The 21,165-nt window shown below is 59.7% G+C and carries 20 protein-coding genes; all 20 read left to right on the top strand.

The features are described 5' to 3' along the window. The first annotated feature begins 319 nt into the window (after nt 1-319). The 20 genes from AKL25_RS17140 to AKL25_RS17045 all read left to right on the top strand — a co-directional run bounded on the left by AKL25_RS17140 (nt 320) and on the right by AKL25_RS17045 (nt 21,165). Nucleotides 320-2,740, top strand: a complete 2,421-nt coding sequence (locus tag AKL25_RS17140) for an ATP-binding protein (protein WP_050478925.1) — start codon at nt 320-322, stop codon at nt 2,738-2,740. A 54-nt stretch (nt 2,741-2,794) separates the two neighbouring features. Next, entirely contained in the window at nt 2,795-3,514 is a 720-nt protein-coding gene (locus AKL25_RS17135; protein ID WP_050478965.1) for a methyl-accepting chemotaxis protein, read from the top strand. A gap of 12 nt (nt 3,515-3,526) precedes the next feature. Then, entirely contained in the window at nt 3,527-4,078 is a 552-nt protein-coding gene (locus AKL25_RS17130; protein WP_050478924.1) for a hypothetical protein, read from the top strand. Between the two features lie 26 nt (nt 4,079-4,104). After that, nucleotides 4,105-4,473, top strand: coding sequence for a response regulator (locus AKL25_RS17125; protein WP_050478923.1), 369 nt, complete (start codon nt 4,105-4,107; stop codon nt 4,471-4,473). 223 nt (nt 4,474-4,696) lie between these two features. Continuing rightward, a complete protein-coding gene (locus AKL25_RS17120; RefSeq protein WP_050478922.1) occupies nt 4,697-6,094 on the top strand; it encodes an ethanolamine ammonia-lyase subunit EutB in 1,398 nt (465 codons plus the stop codon). Nucleotides 6,095-6,111: 17 nt separating this feature from the next. Beyond that, nucleotides 6,112-6,954, top strand: coding sequence for an ethanolamine ammonia-lyase subunit EutC (eutC, locus tag AKL25_RS17115; RefSeq protein WP_157050682.1), 843 nt, complete (start codon nt 6,112-6,114; stop codon nt 6,952-6,954). A 375-nt stretch (nt 6,955-7,329) separates the two neighbouring features. Then, nucleotides 7,330-7,893 (top strand): antibiotic biosynthesis monooxygenase, encoded by a 564-nt coding sequence (locus AKL25_RS17110; protein ID WP_050478920.1) that lies wholly within the window; start codon nt 7,330-7,332, stop codon nt 7,891-7,893. A 525-nt stretch (nt 7,894-8,418) separates the two neighbouring features. Further along, the gene (locus AKL25_RS17105; RefSeq protein ID WP_050478919.1) at nt 8,419-8,994 is read left to right on the top strand and encodes a Pvc16 family protein; all 576 of its coding nucleotides are present in this window, start codon (nt 8,419-8,421) and stop codon (nt 8,992-8,994) included. A gap of 37 nt (nt 8,995-9,031) precedes the next feature. Beyond that, nucleotides 9,032-9,943 carry a hypothetical protein gene (locus AKL25_RS17100; RefSeq protein WP_050478918.1) on the top strand — a complete coding sequence of 304 codons (912 nt, stop codon included), beginning with the start codon at nt 9,032-9,034 and terminating at the stop codon, nt 9,941-9,943. A gap of 21 nt (nt 9,944-9,964) precedes the next feature. After that, the gene (locus tag AKL25_RS17095) at nt 9,965-11,626 is read left to right on the top strand and encodes a phage tail sheath family protein (RefSeq protein ID WP_050478917.1); all 1,662 of its coding nucleotides are present in this window, start codon (nt 9,965-9,967) and stop codon (nt 11,624-11,626) included. Between the two features lie 58 nt (nt 11,627-11,684). Further along, nucleotides 11,685-12,143 carry a phage tail protein gene (locus AKL25_RS17090; protein WP_050478916.1) on the top strand — a complete coding sequence of 153 codons (459 nt, stop codon included), beginning with the start codon at nt 11,685-11,687 and terminating at the stop codon, nt 12,141-12,143. Nucleotides 12,144-12,186: 43 nt separating this feature from the next. Then, nucleotides 12,187-12,651 (top strand): phage tail protein, encoded by a 465-nt coding sequence (locus AKL25_RS17085; protein WP_050478915.1) that lies wholly within the window; start codon nt 12,187-12,189, stop codon nt 12,649-12,651. A gap of 5 nt (nt 12,652-12,656) precedes the next feature. After that, on the top strand, nt 12,657-12,887 hold the full coding sequence (locus AKL25_RS17080) for a DUF5908 family protein (RefSeq protein WP_050478914.1): 231 nt from the start codon (nt 12,657-12,659) through the stop codon (nt 12,885-12,887). Then, nucleotides 12,888-13,577, top strand: a complete 690-nt coding sequence (locus AKL25_RS17075; protein ID WP_050478913.1) for a CIS tube protein — start codon at nt 12,888-12,890, stop codon at nt 13,575-13,577. A gap of 4 nt (nt 13,578-13,581) precedes the next feature. Next, on the top strand, nt 13,582-15,369 hold the full coding sequence (vgrG, locus tag AKL25_RS17070) for a type VI secretion system tip protein VgrG (protein ID WP_050478912.1): 1,788 nt from the start codon (nt 13,582-13,584) through the stop codon (nt 15,367-15,369). Nucleotides 15,370-15,397: 28 nt separating this feature from the next. Then, complete coding sequence (locus tag AKL25_RS17065; protein ID WP_050478911.1) at nt 15,398-15,700, top strand: PAAR domain-containing protein; 303 nt, start codon at nt 15,398-15,400, stop codon at nt 15,698-15,700. Nucleotides 15,701-15,723: 23 nt separating this feature from the next. Continuing rightward, nucleotides 15,724-16,149, top strand: a complete 426-nt coding sequence (locus AKL25_RS17060; RefSeq protein WP_050478910.1) for a GPW/gp25 family protein — start codon at nt 15,724-15,726, stop codon at nt 16,147-16,149. A 93-nt stretch (nt 16,150-16,242) separates the two neighbouring features. Beyond that, entirely contained in the window at nt 16,243-20,058 is a 3,816-nt protein-coding gene (locus tag AKL25_RS17055; RefSeq protein ID WP_050478909.1) for a baseplate J/gp47 family protein, read from the top strand. Then, nucleotides 20,030-20,827 carry a hypothetical protein gene (locus AKL25_RS17050; RefSeq protein WP_157050680.1) on the top strand — a complete coding sequence of 266 codons (798 nt, stop codon included), beginning with the start codon at nt 20,030-20,032 and terminating at the stop codon, nt 20,825-20,827. The genes AKL25_RS17055 and AKL25_RS17050 overlap by 29 nt, the downstream gene beginning before the upstream one ends. Then, nucleotides 20,824-21,165: a hypothetical protein gene (locus AKL25_RS17045; RefSeq protein ID WP_050478907.1), complete on the top strand. Its 342-nt coding sequence runs from the start codon at nt 20,824-20,826 to the stop codon at nt 21,163-21,165. The genes AKL25_RS17050 and AKL25_RS17045 overlap by 4 nt, the downstream gene beginning before the upstream one ends.

The raw sequence follows: 21,165 nt of genomic DNA, 5'->3' as shown, positions 1-21,165 counted from the left end.
CTTGCTGGTGTGTTGTCCATGGCGTCATGGCGGGGAGCGAACATGGTAGCGCGCTTTCGGCTTTTTCGTCGGCGCTGTGTCCGGCGACGATTTCCTCAGCCATCAATGCTCAGCATGTTTCCATGTGGAATTATTTAATGCAGTGCGTGCTTTTTCCATCGGCACTGAAGCAGTAAATTTATCCTTCTTATTTCCTTTTGGTATTTTGTTGTCATGCGGAAGTAATACTTGAGTGCAAGAATGCTGCGGCGTCGAGAGTGGTTGACCGGTCGGATAACAAAACCACGCGCATGCCTACCGCCACCAGGGAAAACTCCACATGACTATCCGTCTGCGCATTACCTTGCTCGTCATTCTCACGTTCATTGCAATTTCCGCCATCGGCGGTTATGCGGTGTTCCAGTCCCGCGGCAGCGCCGTGGAAGTGAAGTCGGTCACTGAAGGCGTGGTGCCCAGCGTGCTGGCCTCGTCCGATCTGGTCGGGCAACTGAAGGATGTGCAACTGGCCGCGATGGTCATGGTGACCGAGACCGACAACAACCTGGTCGGTCAGGAAAACGAAAAGCTGGCGGCCAAGAAGGCGACGCTGGAAAAAGCGCTTGAATTCCAGGCCAGCCAGGCGGTGAGCCAGGCGCAAAAAGGCCTGATCGAACAAGCGAAGGAAAGCCTCGACAACTACTTCGGCGCCATCGACAACACCGCCAAGTTCAAGCTGGCCGGCAAGGAAGCACTGGCGCAAGCCTCGTTCTTCGGCGGCGTGGTGCAATACCAGGCCGAGCTGGAAGGCGTGGTCGATACCCTGCGCATCGAAAAGAACCGCAGCAAGGACACCGCCATCGCTGCGCTGAATGCGAACCTGGCGTCGACCACGACCATGATCTCCATCGTGACGGCGGTCGCCGTGGTGGTGCTGACCCTGATCGGCTTCCTGCTGTATCGCCAGATCACCGGCCCGATCAGCCGCATGCAGACCATGATGACCGAGATCGCCGTCAACCAGGACTTCACGCGCCGCCTGCCGGTGCACAGCATGGATGAAGTCGGCCACTCCATCGTCGCCTTCAACGGCATGATCGAGAAGATCCAGGAAGCCTCGGCCCAGGTCAAGCAAAAGACCGCCGACATGCAAGCCATGCTGCAAAACATCCCGCAAGGCATTTTGACCGTGGTCGACGGCAACAAGGTGCATCCGGAATATTCGGCCTTCCTTGAAACCGTGTTCGAGACTACCGACATCGCCGGCCGCGACCTGATGGATCTGGTCTTCACCGGCACCACGCTGGGTGCGGATACGCTGTCGCAGATTGAAGCCATCGGCGGCGCCTGTATCGGCGAAGACGTGATGAACTTCGAATTCAACGAACACCTGATGGTCGGCGAAGTCGAGAAGAAGATGACCGACGGCCGCGTCAAGATCCTCGACCTGAGCTGGTCGCCGATCACCGACGACGCCGACCAGGTGATCCGCCTGATGCTGTGCGTACGCGACGTGACCGAGTTGCGCAAGCTGGCTGCCGAAGCCAACGAACAAAAGAACGAGCTGGAAATCATCGGCGAGATCCTGGCCGTGAGCGCGCCGAAGTTCCAGGAATTCATCGTGACCTCGCGCCGCTTCCTCGACGAGAACGAACAACTGGTGCATCAGAACCCGGAAGCCACCGCCTTCGCCATCGCCAAGCTGTTCCGCAACATGCATACGATCAAGGGCAACGGCCGCACTTACGGCCTGCTGCACCTGAGCAACGTGGTGCACAGCGTTGAAGAGCATTACGACGACCTGCGCCATCCGGAAACCGGCGCCGTCTGGGATCAGGAATACCTGCTGCAGGACCTGGCCAAGGTGCGCGTCGCCATCGACCGCTACGCCCGCATCAACGAAGTCACGTTGGGCCGCCAGGCTGCGCCGGAACAGGCTGCCGCGGTCGAACGCCACATCATGACCATCGATCGCAAGCACATCCTGGAAAGCCTGCACCGCCTGGAAACCGTCAACACCGCCAACCTGCACGAACTGGTCGCGGTCCGTAATGCCGTGCGCAAGACCTTGCGTCTGCTGGGCACGGAAACGATCAATGAAGTGCTGGCCAGCGTGACCGATTCGCTGCCGGCATTGGCGACTGAGCTGGGCAAGGCTGCGCCGGTGGTCGAGATCGAAGACAACGGTTATGTTATCCACACGCATTCGTCGGCGCTGCTGAAAAATGTCTTCATGCATCTGATCCGCAACGCCGTCGACCACGGCCTGGAAGCGCCGGACGAACGTCTGGCCAGCGGCAAGCAGGAAGCCGGCACGATCCGCCTGCAAATGGGCGTGATGAACAACATGCTGCACATGGCGTTGTCGGACGACGGTCGCGGCCTGGCGCTGGCGCATATCCGCCGCACAGGCATCGAAAAGAGCCTGATCAGCGCCGACCAGGTCATGACCGATGCCGAACTGGCGCAACTGATCATGCGCCCCGGCTTCTCGACCCGCAGCGAAGTGACCGACGTATCGGGACGCGGCGTCGGCATGGACGCGGTGCTGGACTTTGTCACCCGCGAACACGGCAGCATCGAGATCCAGTTCCTGGACCAGGCCGAGGGCGCCGACTTCCGTCAATTCCAGGTCAATGTGCTGCTGCCGGAAAGCGTTGCCGTGGAAGTCGACGGCATCGACGTGGCTTACCCGGTGCCTGAACACGATCAGACGCTGCCGGTCGGCACGCTGGCGGCGGGCAACGATCCGCAGGTTGCGTAATTAGTTAGTAGAGCAGGTGGCTTGTGTAGTTTCATTGCAAGGATGTGTTTCATGATGGTGAATTCGATTCTGTTGGTTGTGCTGGGCGCGCTGTTGTCCGGGGTGCCGCTGGGCTTGCTGCTCAAGCGTCAGGGCGCGCGCATGAAGCGCATGGTCGACCTGGAGCAGGTCGAAGCGCTCAAGCGCAACGTCGAGGCGACGCTGCAGGAGCAACAGCAGAACATCGACGCGCATCAGCAAGAACTGGAAGCGCAACGGCGCGACAACGACCTGCGCCTGGTGCATACCCAGCGCGAGACCGAGCAGGTCGTCGCCCAGCTCAGTTCGCGCAATTCCGAAAGCATGGCGCGCGTGCTGGAAAACTGCGACGCCTCGCAGGAAACCATCGGCAACCTGCTCGGCCTCATGCGCACCTTCGAACGCTGGCACGACGACATGAACGTGCTGATCACGCATAACCGTGAAATGCACCGCAAGAACGACGAGTTCGCGCTGATCGTCAACCAGGTCATCATCGTGGCGCTCAACGCTTCCATCGAAGCAGCGCGCGCCGGCGCGCACGGCCGCGGCTTTGCCGTGGTGGCGTCGGAAGTGCGCGACCTGGCGCAGCGCGCCGAGAAACTGTCCAAGAGCTACCGCGCCAACCTGTACCAGAACGACCTGATCACCACCACCACCTTCCAGGATCTGCAGGCCGGCGGCAAGATGATCATCGGCGCCATCATCGGCCTCGACCTGATCAACAAGAAAACCAAAGAAGCGCTGGCGGCGTAAGGAGCGACCATCATGTTGAGTCAATCCGCCAAAGACGGTTTCGATCTGCTGCTGACGCAGTCGCTGAAGAACAGCCTGGCGCCGTCGGGCGTCGAGATGCAGATTTCGACGCTGCCGGAGACCGTCGATTTCCCGGAAAAGCAGATGGTGGTACTGACGGTGTCGTCCTATCTGTTCCGCCTGATGGTGATGTTTTACTTTTCTCCCGATGCGGCGACACGCGGCCATTTCGCGCGCCTCAACAATATCGAGGAAGAAGAGATGAGCGAGCAGACTTTCATGGACGCCATCGCCGAAAGCGGCAACCTGTGCTGCGGGATCCTCAACCGCGATCTGGGCAATTTCTTCCCGCACATCGGCATGTCGACGCCGAACGTGATCGACAAGAATTGCGCAGCGTATCTGCAGAAACTCAATAGCCAGCATATCCAGCATTTCGCCGTCGATATGGACGGTTCTCCGCGGTTTCACGTGAGCTTGTGCGTGTCGGCCTATGCGGATATCGACTTCAGTGTGTCAGCCGATGAGCTGGGAAGCGATACCGGCGAGCTCGAGCTGTTTTAAATTCACCCTTATCAAAAGAAAATCTCATGGCACAAATCCTGGTAGTCGATGACTCAAGCACCGTTCGCGCCGAAGTGGGCGATTTCCTCAAGAAGAACGGCCTGGACGTGGCGCTGGCCGTGGACGGCCGCGACGGCCTGACCAAGCTCAAGGGCGACCCGTCCATCAAGCTGGTGGTGTCCGACGTCAACATGCCCAACATGGACGGCCTGACCATGGCTGAAAAAATCCGCAGCGAACTCGGCAACGCCAGCGTCAACATCATCATGCTGACCACCGAAAATTCGCCGATCATGAAAGAACGCGGCAAGGCTGCCGGCATCAAGGGCTGGATCGTCAAGCCGTTCAAGGGCGACGCCGTGCTGGCGACGTTCAAGAAGCTGGTCGGCGCTTGATTCAACTTCAGCCGGCAGACTGAACCCGGCTGCGCCAGGCTGGTGCAGGCGCAGCCGGAACGATCCGGTTCTTCACCAAAAATGTCCGTGCATTGCGTCGGCACGGACAGCTCTTCGATGCAGTCCCCGGCAGCGCGCGTCAATTCGTTGCGGCGCGCCGATTTATATTCCGCAGGCGATGCTCCTTTGCTATATTGGTCGCTGACACCGATAAAGGTCAGCCATGTCCCTGCATCAATTCAGCCATACGGTCGGTCCCATTACCTATCAGTTTCGCGATCTTGCGGATCTGATGGCCAAGGCGACGCCGCTGCGCTCCGGCGACTTGCTGGCCGGCGTGGCGGCGGAGAGCGCCGAGCAGCGCGTGGTGGCGCAGATGGCATTGGCAGCGCTGCCGTTGCGGATTTTCCTCGAGCAGGCGCTGGTGCCTTACGAAGAGGACGAGGTCACGCGCCTGATCCTGGACGACCATGACGCTGTAGCGTTTGCCGTGATCAGCCATCTGACGGTCGGCGACTTTCGCAACTGGCTGCTCGGCGACGATGTCGACAGCGAGACATTGCGCGCCGTCGCGCCCGGCATCACGCCCGAGATGGCCGCTGCGGTCAGCAAGATCATGCGCAATCAGGACCTGATCCTGGTCGCAAAAAAATGCCGCGTCGTCACCGCCTTTCGCAACACCATCGGCTTGCCGGGACGGCTGTCCACCCGCCTGCAGCCGAATCATCCTACCGACGACGCCACCGGGATCGCCGCCAGCCTGCTGGACGGACTCCTGTACGGCAGCGGCGACGCCGTGTTCGGCATCAATCCCGCCACCGACAACCTGCCGCAGGTGATCCGGCTGGTGACGATGATGGACGAGATCATCGCGCGCTATGAAATCCCCACGCAATCCTGCGTGCTGACGCACGTGACCAATACGATCGCCGCCATAGCACGCGGCGCACCGGTCGATCTGGTGTTCCAGTCGATTGCCGGGACCGAGGCCGCCAATCGCGGTTTCGGCATCGACCTGGCTTTGCTGGCGGAGTCGCGCAGCGCGGCCTTGTCGCTGGGGCGCGGTACGGTGGGCGACAACGTCATGTATTTCGAAACCGGGCAGGGCAGCGCGCTCTCCGCGGGCGCGCATCACGGCATCGACCAGCAGACCTGCGAGGCGCGCGCCTATGCGGTAGCGCGCAAGTTCAAGCCGCTGCTGGTGAACACGGTGGTCGGATTCATCGGTCCCGAATACCTGTACGACGGCAAGCAGATCATCCGTGCCGGGCTGGAAGACCATTTCTGCGCCAAGCTGCTGGGCCTGCCGATGGGCTGCGACGTCTGCTATACCAATCACGCCGAAGCCGACCAGAACGACATGGACAATCTGCTGACCTTGCTGGCGACGGCAGGCTGCAATTTCGTCATGGGCATACCGGGTTCGGACGACATCATGCTGAACTACCAGACCACGTCTTTCCACGATGCCTTGTATGTACGGCGGGTGCTTGGCCTCAGGCCCGCGCCGGAATTCGAGGCCTGGCTGCAGCGCATGCAGATCTTCAGCAGCGACGCGCAATTCCGCCTCGGCGAGGGGGTGCCGCCGACCTTTCGCGATGCCTTGCAACGCCTGTCCTGACAACTGACGAGGCTGACATGGCAAACGACAAGGCAAACGAAAAATCTCCGGTCATCGACAATCCCTGGCAGGCGCTGCGTCGCTTCACCGCCGCGCGCATTGCGCTGGGACGCGCCGGCGTGAGCTTGCCGACGGCGCCGCAACTGGCATTTCAACTCGCCCATGCGCAAGCGCGCGATGCGGTGCATCTCGCACTCGATGCAGAGCAATTGCGCCAACGGCTGATGGATGCGGACATCGCCGGTGCAGCCGCTTGCCGCATCCTCGACAGCGCCGCCGGCGACCGGCTGACGTATCTGCAGCGCCCGGATCTGGGACGGCGGCTGAGTGAAGCATCGCGTCGTGAATTGGCGTCTGCTGCGCCGGAGCAGGGCGAGGATTGCCTTCACGACCTGGCCATCGTCATTGCGGACGGCCTGTCGTCGCTGGCGATCGCCAGGAACGCCGTTCCTTTCCTGACCGCCTTGCAGCAACGCATTTGCGCATCGGGATGGAAGCAGGCGCCGCTCACCATCGTGCGGCAAGGGCGCGTGGCGATCGGCGACGAAGTCGGCAGCCTGTTGCGCGCGAAGCTGGTGGCGGTGCTGATCGGCGAACGTCCGGGCCTGAGTTCGCCCGACAGCATGGGACTGTATCTGAGCTGGATGCCGCGTGTCGGCATGGCGGACGCAGAGCGCAACTGCATTTCCAATGTCCGTCCTGAAGGCTTGGCTTACGAGGCGGCGGCGGCCAAGCTGGAATACCTGATGTCTGAAGCAAGACGGCGTCAGCTGACCGGCGTTGCGCTGAAGGATGAAAGCGGCGACGCTGCAGAAATCGGTAGCGCCCCGGCCGGGAATTTCCTGTTGGGCGAGCGCTGACGACTCCGTACGACCGACCATCCGGCGATGGACAGGATTGCGCCCGAAGGGGAATATATTTTTTGAAAATGTGAGACAGGCGGTCAAGTCCGCCGGCAATTTTCTGCAAGAATAAAGGCCTGAGCAAGCGGAACAGGCATAGCGCGTGGTCCGAGCTTAAAAAAACGGAAGAAAGAGAAAGCAATATTCTCACTTTTGACCTCGACGCCCGATGCGCATGTATCGGGCGTTTTTTTATTTCGGTGGCGGCAACGAACAAGAAGGGCGCTTCAATCGGATTGACACCGCAGCAGGCATGCGACATCGTTGTGCTTGTCCGGATGCCCGATGGAGCGCATCGACATAATAAAAACTCACCCTGAGAAAGCCGCCTGCATGAACAATGACCAGAAACCCGACATGGTGACGATCGTCATCCAGCATGACATTCGCACCGGTTCGCAGTCCGGTTACGAGCAATGGCTTAAACGCATCCTCCCCATCGCCGCCGAAGCGCCCGGCCATCGCGGCGTCACCGTGATCAAGCCGCCGGCGGGCACGAACCGCTATACGGTCACCATCCGGTTTGAAACGCTGGAACACGCGGAACAGTGGCTGGCATCGTCCGCCAGACGCGATTTGATTCAGGAAGCGGCGCCCTTGATGGAGCAGCCGGAGACGGTCGATACCATCACCGGCCTCGAGTTCTGGTTCACGCCGCCGGCAGGCCAGGCACAGAAGCGTGCAAAGCCCTGGAAGCAGTTCTTGCTGACCTTGTCGGTGATTTATCCGCTGACGCTGGTCTTGCCATGGCTGCTCGGCCCGGTATTCGACGCGGCGCCGGTCCTGCAACATCAGTTGATCGGCAAGCTGATTGCTGCTGCGATCATCGTCGGCTTGATGACTTACGTGATCATGCCGCGCTATACGCGGCTGGCGCAGAAGTGGTTGTTCAATTGATATTTGCGAGAAGGACCGCCTTCGGTGTCCACGGAAATTGCTTGCGCTTGGCGATCGGGAACAACAGATCGAATTCGGCAACATCCCGATCGCTATATTCAACAACGCAACAGCGCTGAAACGACAAGGAAAGTCAATTGACGAAATCTTCATTGGCGCCGCATATGCTTAAGCCAAGCTCAGGCATATGCAATGCATTTTATTTTTCCCAAATGCGTTTCTGCGTTAGCCGATAAGTGAGCCTCTTTTGCATCAATGGACATTGAAAATAGTCGAGAAAAAATCTTCTGAGTATGTTGTTGTCATCGAATTGTCATAAATAAAAATCTCGTTTTCCATGTTGTAAAGATACCCAAAAGTACGATTTTTTTATGATAGAGTCCCGCTGCAAAACTGAAAAAAATCATGAGCAGGAAACCGTATCTCAAAGAGGAAATACGGACAGGGAAATAAAAAGAAACATCCGCAGTCGCCGCTGAATCTTCACACAAAAAGAATAGTTTCATTGCGAAAGGTGTCGGGTACATGATCAATGCCGCCGTGAGTCATCTGGTTGTCCAACTCAACCAGTTTCTCAAGCAAGCCTATGCGTTGACGGAGGACGTCGTGCTGATGTCCGGACTGGTCGATGCCGAAGGGCATGCCGCACCCAACACCAATAACAAATTGGTGGTATTCCTCACCAATCTCGAAAAAGATACCGTACCTTACCGCCAGCAAAGCTCTGGCGAAGCAGGCACCGCGCGCAGCGTTGTCAGCAGCGCGCCGCTCTACCTCAATCTCTATGTCATGATCGCCGCCAATTTCAGCGGCGCCAATTATTCCGAAGCATTGAAACTCATCTCCGGCGCAATCGCCTATTTTCAGCGCTTTCCGGTGTTCGACCACCAGGTCACGCCAGGATTGGATCCGCGCATTGAAAAGCTGGTGCTCGATATCGAGAATCTGAAAATACATGAACTGAGCAATATCTGGACGCTCCTGGGCGGCAAGTATTTGCCGTCGGTGCTGTACAAGGTGCGGATGGTGGCGTTCGATACGGACGACATCGTGGCGCGCGTGCCGACCGTGCGTTTGCCGGCATCGGCTGCCAATCACTGAAACTTGCTGGGTTTTTTTGTCGCCATCGGAGTGCGTCATGTCTTTCTATGCGCCGTTGTTCAGCGTTGATGTCGAGCACGCCTTCTGGGAGCGGCAGGCGACGGCGTTGACTTGTATGCCGACGCCGGAGACGGCGGACTGGATTCGCCGGCGCGACCTGCTGGTGCGGCCGCAGCGCAATGGCGTGGCGATATTTTGCGAGGCTGCGCGGCGCAGTATTTTGCTGGACGATTGCACGCCGGGCACGGCCTTGCTGACGTTCAAATGGTATGCGCGGGATCCGCTGTTTTCGCAATACACGCTGCCGTTGGTTTCATCGCAGGAGAAGATTTTGTATGCGCGCAGCGGCGCAGCCGTGACCGCGGAATCGGGAGACAACAGGCTGTGTTTGCATGCGAACGAATTTGTCGATATCGAACTGATGCACGCCATGACGGAGCCGCAGGTGGCGCGTCATCTCGATCCGCGCGATGTGTTGCGCAAGCCGGTACTGGTGGTGGAAATCGATCTGGCCGATCACGTTGCGGCGAAGGCGAAGGCGAAGACGAACGAAAAAAATGATGAGGGTAATCAAGCGGGAGCAGATGCAAATGCCGGCGTCGACTATTACCTGCGGTTTTCTGTACGCAAAAGCGTGTGGAAATATTACTTCATCAGCGATGTCGGCGCCGATGCGGAAAACCTGATCGTGGTCGATCTCGATGAAACGGTGCGCTTCATCGCCGCAGCGCCGGAAGTCTTGCCGGGAAACCGGCGCGCGCTGGTGTTCATGAGCGACGGCGAAATCGACATGCAGCAAAAATATCCGCAGCGGTTTCAGTTGCGGGAGCAGGGTGGAATGGGTGAGCGCGTAGTGATCCGGCGATTGCCCAATGCCGATGTAAGCAAGGTAACGCAGGAGATGATTGGCAGCAGGGCAGCGTTGGTTTCAGAGATCTATATCAATTGAACAATAACTGAGGGTGAAATTATGGCGCAATACAAAACACCGGGTGTTTATGTCGTCGAGAAGAACGCCTTTCCTAACTCTGTCGTCGAAGTCGCGACGGCAGTGCCCGCCTTTGTCGGCTATACCGAATTCGCCGACAACAAGGGCACCTCGCTGGCCGGGAAAGCCTGGCGCATCACGTCGATGGCCGAATTCCATGCTTATTTCGGCAGCGCGCCGAAGAGCACCTTTTCGATCAAGGCGGTTCCGGTAACGCAGACGGCGCCGGCCGATAATGCCAGCGGCGCTGCCGGCGAAGCAACCTCCACGGCGGCAGCGGGCGCAGCAGCGGAAACCGCCGTGACGCCGGCGCAAGGATCGCCTGCCATCGTTGCCGATTTTTCCGTGACCGATATCGCCACCAAGAAACGCGTCGAATATTCCATCACCCAGGACGGGACCGCTTACATCCTGTACTACAGCATGCTGTTGTTCTTCCAGAACGGCGGCGGCCCTTGCTATATCGTCTCGGTCGGCAACTATAAGGACGATCTGGACGCAGACAAGATCAAGGGCGGCATCGATATCCTGCTCAAGGAACAGGAACCGACCATGGTCGTGGTGCCTGACGCCGTGCATCTGTCGCTGGCGGATTGCACCGACGTGCAGACTGCCGCGCTGATGCATTGCGGCTTCAAGATGCGCAACCGCGTCGCCTTGCTGGACGTCTATGACGGCTACAAGGATCGGCAGGATCCAGCCGGCGACTGTGTGGCGAAATTTCGCGACGCGATCGGCACCAATTTCCTCGACTTCGGCACCGCCTACTATCCGTGGGTCAACACATCGATCGTCAAGGAAAAAGACATCGATTTCACCTCGATCAGCAATCTCGACGCCCTGACCACGCTGCTCAAGCAAGAGTTGTCGCCGATCATCGACGCCAAGGAGCCGACACCTGCGGCGAAGGTCAAGATCGACCAGCTCAACGCGGCGCTTGCGAGCATCACCGCCGATCACAGTAAGTCCAAGGATCCGGTGACCGAGATTTTGACGCTCAACAAGACCTTGCTGGCCGTCAGCAACCTGTATCCGCAGATCATCGTCGCGATCCAGAAGAAGCTCAACCTGCTGCCGCCAGGCGCCGGCATGGCCGGCCTGTACACCATGGTCGATAACTCGCGCGGCGTGTGGAAGGCGCCTGCCAACGTCAGCATGAACGGCGTCGTGTCGCCTACGGTGGCCATCTCCAACGACGAACAGGAAGATCTCAACGTCACGACCGCAGGCAAGTCGATCAATGCGATCCGTTCCTTCATCGGCGAGGGTGTGCTGGTGTGGGGCGCGCGTACGCTCGACGGCAACAGCCTGGACTGGCGCTACATCAGCGTGCGCCGCACCATGATCATGATCGAAGAGTCGATCAAGCAGGCATGCAAGGCCTACGTATTCGAGCCCAATACCGCCAACACCTGGGTCACCATCAAGAGCATGGTGCGCAATTTCCTGACCAGCGTGTGGAAGCGCGGCGGCCTGGCCGGCGCCAGCCCGGACGATGCGTTCAGCGTATTCGTCGGTCTCGGTGAAACCATGACTGCCGACGACATCCTGGAAGGTCTGATGAAGGTCTCCGTGCTGGTTGCAGTCAGCCGTCCGGCCGAGTTCATCGAAATCACGTTCCAGCAGCAAATGCAGAAATCCTGATGCTGCTTGCATCTTTAACATCCCGCTTTTTAAATAAAATCATTAGACGAGGTTTGTGATGGCAGATGACGGATCGAAACAATCAACCACCCTGTGGCCGCTTCCGAAATTCTATTTTCAGGTGAAGTGGGACTCGCAGGTCATGTCCTTCCAGGAAGTCAGCGGTCTCGACATCCAGTCGGAAGAAATCAAATACCGGCACGGCGACAGCCCGGAGTTCTCGGTCATCAAGATGCCGGGCATGAAGAAGGTCGGCAACGTGACCATGAAGAAGGGCATCTTCAAGGGCGATAACAAGTTCTGGGACTGGTTCAACCAGATCAAGATGAACACCATCAAGCGCGTACCGGTCACCATCAGCCTGCTCGACGAGGCCGGCAAGCCGACCATGGTGTGGACGCTGGCCAATGCCTGGCCGACCAAGATCACCGGTACCGATCTCAAGGCTGAAGGCAACGAAGTCGCCATCGAAACCATCGAGATCGTGCATGAAGGTCTCACTATCGCCAACAGCTAAGGTGCGCCTGCGCGCGACTGCGGCATTCTCGTGAGCCAAGCGGATGTCTTCTTTGTTTTCAGATGTGTATCCGCCTTCAGCCTTTCATTTCAAGGTGGCGTTCGCCGCCACCCTGGGGCTGACCGACACCTCTTTTCAGGAGGTGTCGGGCATTTCGGCGGAAGTCGATACGGAAACCGTCGTCGAGGGCGGCGAGAATCGTTACGTCCATACCTTGCCCAAGGGCGTCAAGCATCCCAACCTCGAACTCAAGCGCGGCATTGCGCCGCTGACGTCGCCGCTGGTGATCTGGTGCCGGTCGGTATTCGAGATGGATTTCATCACTCCGGTGGTGGCGCAACCGATCGTCGTGCAATTGCTCGACGAATCGAAGCTGCCGATCCGGGCGTGGTCGTTCGCCAATGCCTTCCCCGTGAAGTGGGAAGTGGAAAACTTCAATTCGACCAAGAATGAAGTGGCGATCGAGAAAATCGTGCTGAGTTATACCTATTCGAACAGGTTGATATAAGAATCATGTCCATCGAAATCAGGCAGTTGAGCATCAGGTCCAATGTGATACAGCGGGCAGGCGGCGAGGGAACCGGCGAAACCGGCGCAACAGGGGCGTCGTCATCGTCCGGCCACAAGCCGGCGATCGGCAGCGCCTGCGCCGGCGCACAGCTCGACGAAGACGCCCGCAACGATATCCTGGCCGAATGCCGCGCCATGGTGCTCGACCTGCTGAGCCGGTCGCGGGAGCGCTAGATGGCCATCAGCACAGGACTCAAGAAAAAACTCGGCATCGCTGCCTGCAACGTCGGCAGCGATGGCACGATCAGTGTCGACAGCAGCAAGCCGGCGTTTGAAGTCATGATCAATCCGGCCAGTTACAAGCGTCAGCTCAGCATCGACTACAACAAGAAAAAGACGCTGGGCCAGTCCAGTTCCGCCTCCAAATTCAGCGCCATCTGCCCGGAAACGCTGAGCATGGACAACCTGGTGCTGGACGGCACCGGTGTGGTCGAGCTGGTCGGCATGACCAGCGTGACAGACAAGGTCAATGCCTTGCTGGCGGTGATCTACAACTACAACGGCCAGAAGCACGAGCCGAACTACGTGCGGCTGCTGTGGGGCACCTTCATCTTCTTCGGCCGCGTCGAATCGATCTCGATCGATTACACCATGTTCAAGCCGAGCGGCGAGCCGTTGCGGGCCAAGGTAGCGCTCGGCTTCACCGGCTGGATGAGCAATGAAGAAGGCAGCCTGCGCGCCAATCAGAGCTCGCCCGATCTGAGTCATCTGGTGGAAGTGGCGATGGGCGACACCTTGCCGCTGCTGTGCAATCGCATCTATAACGATCCGTCCTATTACCGCGAAGTGGCGCGCATCAACAACCTGACCAATTTCCGCAATCTCGAGCCGGGCTTGATACTGCGTTTTCCTCCGCTGGTGTGACGTCATGGCAGATTCTCCGGCACTTAACGCCAGCGGCGTTCTGAAACTCACGATTACCAGCGATGGTTCCCCCATTAAAGACACCATCGGCATCATCTCGGTCGAGATCACCAAGGCCGTCAACCGCGTGTCGACCGCACGCATCAGCATCATGGACGGCGACATGCCCGACGACGATTTCCCGGTCAGCGATACGGATACCTTCGCACCCGGCAAGCAGATCGTCATCAGCGCCGGTTACGGCAGCCAGACCAAACCGATCTTTCAGGGCGTGGTGGTGCGGCATGGCATCAAGATCAGCGGCAAGAACGAAGCGCGGTTGCATGTCGAATGCAAGCACAAGGCGGTGTCGCTGACCATCGGCCGGAAGAACGCCAACTACGTCAACATGAAGGACAGCGACATCATCAGTCAATTGGTGTCGCCGTGCGGCGTCAGCGCCGACGTCACCGCCACGACGACGCAGCATAAGGAAATCGTGCAGTACTACAGCAGCGACTGGGATTTCATTGTCGCGCGCGCCGAGGCCAACGGCTTTCTGGTGGTGCCGGACGATAGCAGCATCATCGTCAAGGCGCCGCAGACCAGCGTGGCTGCGGTGCTGAAGGTGACTTACGGCACCGACCTGATGTCGTTCCAGGCCGACATCGATGCGCGTACCCAGTTGCAAAGCGTAGTCGGCGCGGCCTGGGATCCGGCCACGCAGGCGGTGGTGCAGCAGACCGCCAGCCAGGCCGCGCTGTACACCCAGGGCAACCTGGAAGCATCGGCCCTGGCCAAGGTGGCGGGGCCGTCCACATTCCGCTTGCAGACTACCGTGCCGCTGGAAACCGACGACATCAAAGCGTGGGCATCGGCGCGCCAGATGAAGTCGGCGCTGGCCAAGATCCGCGGCAAGATGAAATTTCAGGGCAGCGCGCTCGCCAAGCCGGGCGCGATGATTGAACTGGTCGGCGTGGGCAAGCGCTTCAGCGGCAGCGTGTTTGTCGGCGCCGTGAATCATGAGCTCAGCAACGGCAACTGGATCACCGAGGTGGAGTTCGGCATGGCGCCGGAATGGTTCACCGAAGAACGCGGCGGCGACGACGCGCCGGCATCAGGGCTGCTGCCGGGAGTGGCCGGCCTGCAGATCGGCGTGGTCAAGAAGCTCGACGCCGACCCCGAAGGGCAGTACAAGATTCAGGTTGCGATTTCGGTATTGCAGGCGGAAACCGAGGGCGTCTGGGCGCGTCTGGCAAGTTTTTACGGCTCGTCGGGCGTCGGTGCCTTTTTCATTCCGGAAATCGGCGACGAAGTGGTGATCGGTTATTTCAACAACGATCCGTCGCACCCGGTGGTGCTGGGCAGTCTGTACAGCAGCCAGCGCAAGATGCCGTACGAACTGACCGCCGACAATTACACCAAGGCGCTGTGGACCAAAGGCTTGCTGAAAGTGATTTTTGACGACGAGAAGAAAGTCGTCACCATCATCACGCCGGCCAACAACTCCATCGTGCTCAGCGACGACGCCAAGTCGATCTGCCTGACGGACGAGAATAACAACAAGATCGAAATGAACCCCAGCGGCATCTTGCTTGACAGTCCCAAGGACATCGTCATCAACGCCAAGGGCAAGATCACCGTTTCTGCGGTGGCCAACATCGAGAGTACCGCCAAGGCCGACATCAAGAATCAGGCATTGAATATCAACAATACCGCCAACGTCGGTTTTGTCGCCAAGGGATCCGCCACCGCCGAGCTGTCGGCCAGCGGCCAGACCACGGTCAAGGGCGCGATGGTGATGATCAACTGATGCGCTGTTCATCCTTCAGGAGTCTGTCATGCCCTTAGCCGCCAGGATCACCGACATGCATGCTTGTCCGATGCAGACACCCGCCATCCCGGCGCCGATACCGCACGTCGGCGGCCCGATTATCGGCCCGGGCGTGCCGACGGTGCTGGTCGGCAAATTGCCGGCATCGGTGGTGACGGACAATTGCGTCTGCGTCGGCCCGCCGGATTCGGTCGTCATGGGATCGGCCACCGTCATGATCGGCGGCAAGCCGGCCGCGCGCGTCGGCGACACCTGCGCGCACGGCGGCAGCATCGTGATGGGCTGCCCGACCGTGATGATCGGCGGATAAGGGATAAAGGACAAGGAGCTGCAGTGAGCATCAAGAAATCCTTCCTCGGCACCGGCTGGAGTTTTCCGCCGCACTTCGGCAATAGCGCCGCGCGCGGCAGCGTCGCCATGGTCGATGAGGAACAGGATATCCACGAGAGCCTGTTCATCATCCTGTCGACCACGCCGGGCGAGCGCATCATGCAGCCGACCTTCGGTTGCGGACTCAAGGCCCACGTGTTCGACGAGGTCAATGAGAGCGTCGTCACCGAAATGCGCGACGCCATTGAGCGCGCGATTCTTTTTTTCGAGCCGCGCATCTCGGTCAATGCGATCGTCATGGACGAGTCTGGCATCATCGAAGGGCGGCTGGATATCCGCATCGACTACACCATCCGCGGCACCAATACGCGCAGCAACATGGTGTATCCGTTTTACTTCCTGGAGGGCACCAATGTGCCCAACAAGTAAGCATGCAGACGGCGCGCGCTCAGCCGGCGGCATTGCTGCCGACGCCGCAGTTGCCGGTATTGCCGGCATCCGCGCGGACATGACGGCGGAACGATGAAGCAGCTCATCATTCGGGATGGCACCAGCCAGACAATGCGCGTTTTGCCCGCATTGCAGGACGGCTATTTCGATCTCAACGAGATGTCCTTTCAGGATCTGCTGGCGATGGTCACGGAGTTTGGCGCACTGGTGCGTTTTCACAATGCGAGCAATGAACCGGAAGGCGACTGGACGCCGTTCTTCCATGCCGACGAAACCGTGGTAATGAGCCGCATCCTGGCCTTGGACCTGGCCGGTGCGACGACGCATTTCGACGACTGGTGGCGCAGCACGCCGGAACAAGCCGGTATCGGCGGCGGCAGTCGGGGCTCCGTCAACGCCGCGGCGCGCGGCTGGGATCTGCATGCCTTGCCGGTGACCACGCTGGCGCACACGATCAACGGCTGGTACGTGGCGCTGCTGGATGCGCATAGCGAAAGCGCGCTGTCGCTGCGCCTGCTGATCGAAAGCGTGATCGTGCAGCTGCGTACCGACAAATCGGGCTTGCTGGCGCTATTGCAGCAGGGCGACGTCAATGTACAGCTTGATCCGATATGGTTCGGTCATGATGACGGCGCGGATGCCGCATCGCCTCTGCCTTTGCTCAGCAAGTCCTTGGTGCGCACTGACTTCCACGCTTTTCTTAAAGCCATCGAAATGATCCGCAAGGAAGCGCTGGCGCGCCTGCCGGCATCGCTTCACAGCCAGCAGCATGACCCCGCGACCGCGATGCTGATCGCCTTCGTGCAGCAGTTTCAGAAACTCAAGGGCAAGCTCAACCGTTTCACCCGCAACTATCTCGATTTCTACTACGACAGGATGCTGGGCAGCGTGCCGCTGCCGGCAGTGCCTGATCGCACCTGGCTGGTGTTTCGCAAGAATCCGTCCACGCGCAACGCGCTGGTGCCGGCGCAGACCGAGTTTCTGGCCGGGCTGGATGCGGAGAGTCGCGACATCGTCTATCTGTCGGACAACGATCTGGCGGTCAGCGATGCACGCATCGTCGCATTGCAGACCGTGTATTTCGACCACAATGGCTACAGTTCCCCGGAAAAGCTGCTCGGCGCCGACGGGACGCCGTTCCGGGCGCCGCTATCCGGCGAGCGGAGCTGGCCGACCAGCGCCTGGTTCAATCCCTTGCCGCTGAACGCCGACGGCAGCACAGGCCCGGATGCCTATCCCATTCTCGGCGCACCGAAGAACAGTCGCCAGACCGTCGCCTATGCCGATGCGCGGATCGGTTTTGCGTTGGCCAGCAAGGTATTGCTGCTCAAGGAGGGGCTGCGCAAGATCAGCGTCACGGTGTTGTTCGACGACGACCTGCTTGCGCAGCGGCTCGACCGCGTGGCTGCAGCGATGCGTACCGAAAGCGAACTTGATGGCGGTGGCGAGACCGGCTCCGCCGGCGCCACCGGCGATGATGCACTGGAAGCGATCCGCAGGCAGGACATTTTCCTGAAGGTGTTCCGCCGCATCTTCCGCATCGGGATTACGGGCGAGCACGGCTGGCTGGCGGTGCCGGACTATCTGCCTTCTTACGACGGCCATGTCCTGACGCTGAGTTTCGAGTTGCCGCCGCAAGCGCCGTCGGTGGTGGCCTACAACGCTGCGCTGCATGACGGGCAGTTCGCCGTGACGACGCCGATGCTCCGCTTTGAAATCAATCCTGGCGCCTATCTGTATCCCTACGGTTTGCTGCGCGACCTGCGCGTCAACGGCGCGCAAATCGATGTCGACGTCAGCGGTTGCCGCGATCTGGTGCTGCACAACAATATCGGCCAGCTCAGTGCGGCGGCGCCGTTCGCGCCGTTCGGGCCGCTGCCCAGGTTGGGCAGTTATCTGGTGGTGGGCAGCACCGAAATGGCGGGCAAGCGCATTTCCGCGTTCAGCGTGGAGGTGGAATGGGCCGATCTGCCCAAGGTCAACGGCGGCTTCGCGACGTATTATCAAGGCTATGACGTCAATCTTTCCAACGACGATTTCCTGGCGACTGCGGCGGTGCTGGGGAAGGGCGCATGGATGCCGGCCGGCGAGCAGGAGCGGCCGACGGTGCCGTTGTTCCGCACCGAGGTGCGGCCCGGTCGCGGCGAATGCATCGACAACCGCATCGTCTGGAATTGCAAGCGCATTACCCATCTGTTCGAGCCCGACGACGGCGTTTCGGCAAGCAAGCCGCTGACTTACGGACCGGGCGCCAAAAACGGTTTCTTCAAATTCACGCTGGCGTCGCCGGTGTTCGCCTTCGGCCATGAACAATATCCGCACGTGCTGTCGTCGACGCTGGTCAACAATGCCCGCATGAAGCGCTTGCGCCGCCAGCGGCCGGTGCCGAATGCGCCCTACACGCCGCAGGTCAACTCGATTTCCATCAGCTATCGCGCCGCCAGCACCGTGCGCATCGATCGCATCGACCGGGAGGTCGGCGAAGATGCCGATCAGTTCATCCATCTGTATCCCAGCGGCTGGGAAACGCTGAGCGTCGCCAGTTACCCGGCGGCGGCGCTGTTGCCGCGCTTCGACTTTGCCGGCAACCTTTATATCGGTATCGACGCGGTCGAATCGGGCGGGGTACTGACCTTGTTCTTCCAGTTGCGGGAAGACTCTCTGCCCTTGCCGGAGATCGATGACACTGCCCGCCCGCCGAATGAGGCGATCGACGCCGGCTTGCACTGGTTCTATCTTGCCGGCAATGAATGGAAAGCGCTCGCACGGAGTCGCGTGATTTCCGACGGCACGCAGAATTTCATGACCTCCGGCATCGTCACCTTGTCGCTACCGTCCGACATCGGCAATGCCAACAGCGTCATGCCGGGCGGCAGCTACTGGCTGCGGGTGAGCGCCGACCGCGATCTGGAGAAGTATTGCAGCCTCTACGATGTCTATACCCAGGCGGTGCGGGTGCAGCGCGGTCCCGACGTATCGCCGCACGTGCCGGTGGTGTTGCCTGCCGCCAGCATCAGCAGGAGTAAAAAGCCTTTGCCGGGGATTACCGGCATCATGCAGCCGATTGCGTCCGGCGGCGGCCGGACGGCGGAAACCCGCGCGCAATTGCGCACTCGCGTGAGCGAGCGGCTGCGCCACAAGAACCGGGCGATCTCGGCTGCCGACTATGAAGCCCTGATCCTGCAATATTTTCCGGAAGTGTACAAAGTCAAATGTTTCGCCAATCTGGCGACCGACCGGGGGCCGGACGACTGCATCCGTCCCGGACATGCGCTGGTCGTGCCGTTGCCGTACTGGCCGGCGGTCCGGCATCAGGACCAGATGCCGATGCTCAACGGCAATCTGATGCAAGAGATCCGCCAGTTTCTGCAAGAACTGGCCTCGCCGTGGAGCCGCATCTCGGTCGAAAATCCGGTCTATGAACAGATTCAGGTGCGCTGCTCGGTAAAGTTCGCCGGCGGTCTCGGCAACGGCTATTACATCAATCTGCTGAATCGCGCGATCTCGGATTTCCTGACGCCGTGGCAAAGCGGCCGCGGCTATCACACGCATTTCGGCTGGCGCATCCGTCAACATGACATCGAGGCCTTTATCGGCGAGCTGCCTTATGTGGAAAGCATTTCCGGCTTTTCCATGCTGCGCATCGCTTCATCCGATGCGCAGCGTTTTGCGCTGTTCGACACGGCCGCAGGCAATGCTGGCAGTACCGACATCACGCCGCTGTACCCGTGGAGCATCGCCATTCCGGCTTCGCGGCACGCCATCGAAGCGGTCGACGACATGTCGCCGCACAATCCGGTCCGTACGGCGCTCAGCCGCCTTGAAATCGGTTCAACCTTCATTATTTCGGAAGAAAAAAATGACCAGCAAATCAATGGCGCGGCGTAATCGCGACAGCTTAAAGAGCAAGTTCAACGATGGCGAAATGCCGTCGGCGTCGGCATTTTCCGAACTGATCGATTCGATGCTGAACATCGTCGACGAAGGCTTCGACAAGACTGCCGCCGACGGTCTCAAGGTATCGCAACTGAATCAGGGGAAGCTGCTGAGCTTCTATCAGAACATCGACATCAAGAGCCCGATCTGGTCGATTCAGCTGGACGGCCCGGAAGGCGGCCTGGCGTTCGGCAACGCCGCCAACGCCAGCGCGCTGACGCTGCGTCAGCTTAAAGTCGAACATGAGGGGGAGATGCGCGCAGGCGATTTTGAACTCGACATGGCGGGCCGCATCGTCGCAGACGGTCGCCGCGGCCGCGCAGGCCGTCTGAGCGTGCCGGCCGACGGCAAATGGCACAATATTACCGACACGCTCAAGGGCTGCAATGCATTTGAAATCACCGCCGGCGTCGGCAAGCCGGGCACCGGGAAATATGCCCTGATGCACGCGTTCGCCATGATGGCCTTCAACGGCAGAAGCGAGATCGATTACCGGCAGGCGCATTTCGGCAGCAAATGCAACCGCCTGCAATTGCAATGGGTGCCCGATCCCGATGGCGCGAAGCATGCCTATATCCTGCAGATGCGGGTCGGTTGTTCCTACGACGCCGGCCGCAACGCCAAGGACCGCACCTGGGTTTCCTACTACCTGACCAACCTGTGGTTCGATCCGCTGATGGAAGAGTGCGCCCTCGATCCCGAGCCGAAGGTGAAGTCATGAGCAAACGCGATACGGAAAGCTTGCAGCTGTCCCTGACGGCAGAGCAGGGCAACCTGGTGATCACGGCGCTGGCGGAGTGCCCGTTCAAACTGGTGTACGAACTGATCGGCAAGCTCAACCGCCAGGCCAACGTTGCTGCACAAGCCGGTGGAACCTATGCCTGCCAGGTCGGCGCTGCAGAACTGAAGCTGATGCTCGATGCGCTGGGCAAGCTGCCGTATGTTCAGGTTCACGCGCTGGTGCATGAGTTGCAGCGGCAGTTGCAGGAACAACTGCAAGAGCAGGTCGCGGCTGCGGGCAAGGCTTCCAAAACAGGCCGCAAGGCGGGGAAACGCTAA

It is taken from the genome of Herbaspirillum rhizosphaerae, assembly GCF_001189965.1.
Taxonomy (GTDB): domain Bacteria; phylum Pseudomonadota; class Gammaproteobacteria; order Burkholderiales; family Burkholderiaceae_D; genus Herbaspirillum; species Herbaspirillum rhizosphaerae.
The sequence above is the reverse complement of the archived record's forward strand: the minus strand, read 5'-3'. Positions and strand labels throughout refer to the sequence as shown.

Bases quoted from the DNA above. Each gene is read 5' to 3' on its own strand.
- AKL25_RS17140 (WP_050478925.1), top strand. From the start codon at position 320: ATGACTATCCGTCTGCGCATTACCTTGCTCGTCATTCTCACGTTCATT.
- AKL25_RS17135 (WP_050478965.1), top strand. From the start codon at position 2,795: ATGGTGAATTCGATTCTGTTGGTTGTGCTGGGCGCGCTGTTGTCCGGG.
- AKL25_RS17130 (WP_050478924.1), top strand. From the start codon at position 3,527: ATGTTGAGTCAATCCGCCAAAGACGGTTTCGATCTGCTGCTGACGCAG.
- AKL25_RS17125 (WP_050478923.1), top strand. From the start codon at position 4,105: ATGGCACAAATCCTGGTAGTCGATGACTCAAGCACCGTTCGCGCCGAA.
- AKL25_RS17120 (WP_050478922.1), top strand. From the start codon at position 4,697: ATGTCCCTGCATCAATTCAGCCATACGGTCGGTCCCATTACCTATCAG.
- eutC (WP_157050682.1), top strand. From the start codon at position 6,112: ATGGCAAACGACAAGGCAAACGAAAAATCTCCGGTCATCGACAATCCC.
- AKL25_RS17110 (WP_050478920.1), top strand. From the start codon at position 7,330: ATGAACAATGACCAGAAACCCGACATGGTGACGATCGTCATCCAGCAT.
- AKL25_RS17105 (WP_050478919.1), top strand. From the start codon at position 8,419: ATGATCAATGCCGCCGTGAGTCATCTGGTTGTCCAACTCAACCAGTTT.
- AKL25_RS17100 (WP_050478918.1), top strand. From the start codon at position 9,032: ATGTCTTTCTATGCGCCGTTGTTCAGCGTTGATGTCGAGCACGCCTTC.
- AKL25_RS17095 (WP_050478917.1), top strand. From the start codon at position 9,965: ATGGCGCAATACAAAACACCGGGTGTTTATGTCGTCGAGAAGAACGCC.
- AKL25_RS17090 (WP_050478916.1), top strand. From the start codon at position 11,685: ATGGCAGATGACGGATCGAAACAATCAACCACCCTGTGGCCGCTTCCG.
- AKL25_RS17085 (WP_050478915.1), top strand. From the start codon at position 12,187: ATGTCTTCTTTGTTTTCAGATGTGTATCCGCCTTCAGCCTTTCATTTC.
- AKL25_RS17080 (WP_050478914.1), top strand. From the start codon at position 12,657: ATGTCCATCGAAATCAGGCAGTTGAGCATCAGGTCCAATGTGATACAG.
- AKL25_RS17075 (WP_050478913.1), top strand. From the start codon at position 12,888: ATGGCCATCAGCACAGGACTCAAGAAAAAACTCGGCATCGCTGCCTGC.
- vgrG (WP_050478912.1), top strand. From the start codon at position 13,582: ATGGCAGATTCTCCGGCACTTAACGCCAGCGGCGTTCTGAAACTCACG.
- AKL25_RS17065 (WP_050478911.1), top strand. From the start codon at position 15,398: ATGCCCTTAGCCGCCAGGATCACCGACATGCATGCTTGTCCGATGCAG.
- AKL25_RS17055 (WP_050478909.1), top strand. From the start codon at position 16,243: ATGAAGCAGCTCATCATTCGGGATGGCACCAGCCAGACAATGCGCGTT.
- AKL25_RS17050 (WP_157050680.1), top strand. From the start codon at position 20,030: ATGACCAGCAAATCAATGGCGCGGCGTAATCGCGACAGCTTAAAGAGC.
- AKL25_RS17045 (WP_050478907.1), top strand. From the start codon at position 20,824: ATGAGCAAACGCGATACGGAAAGCTTGCAGCTGTCCCTGACGGCAGAG.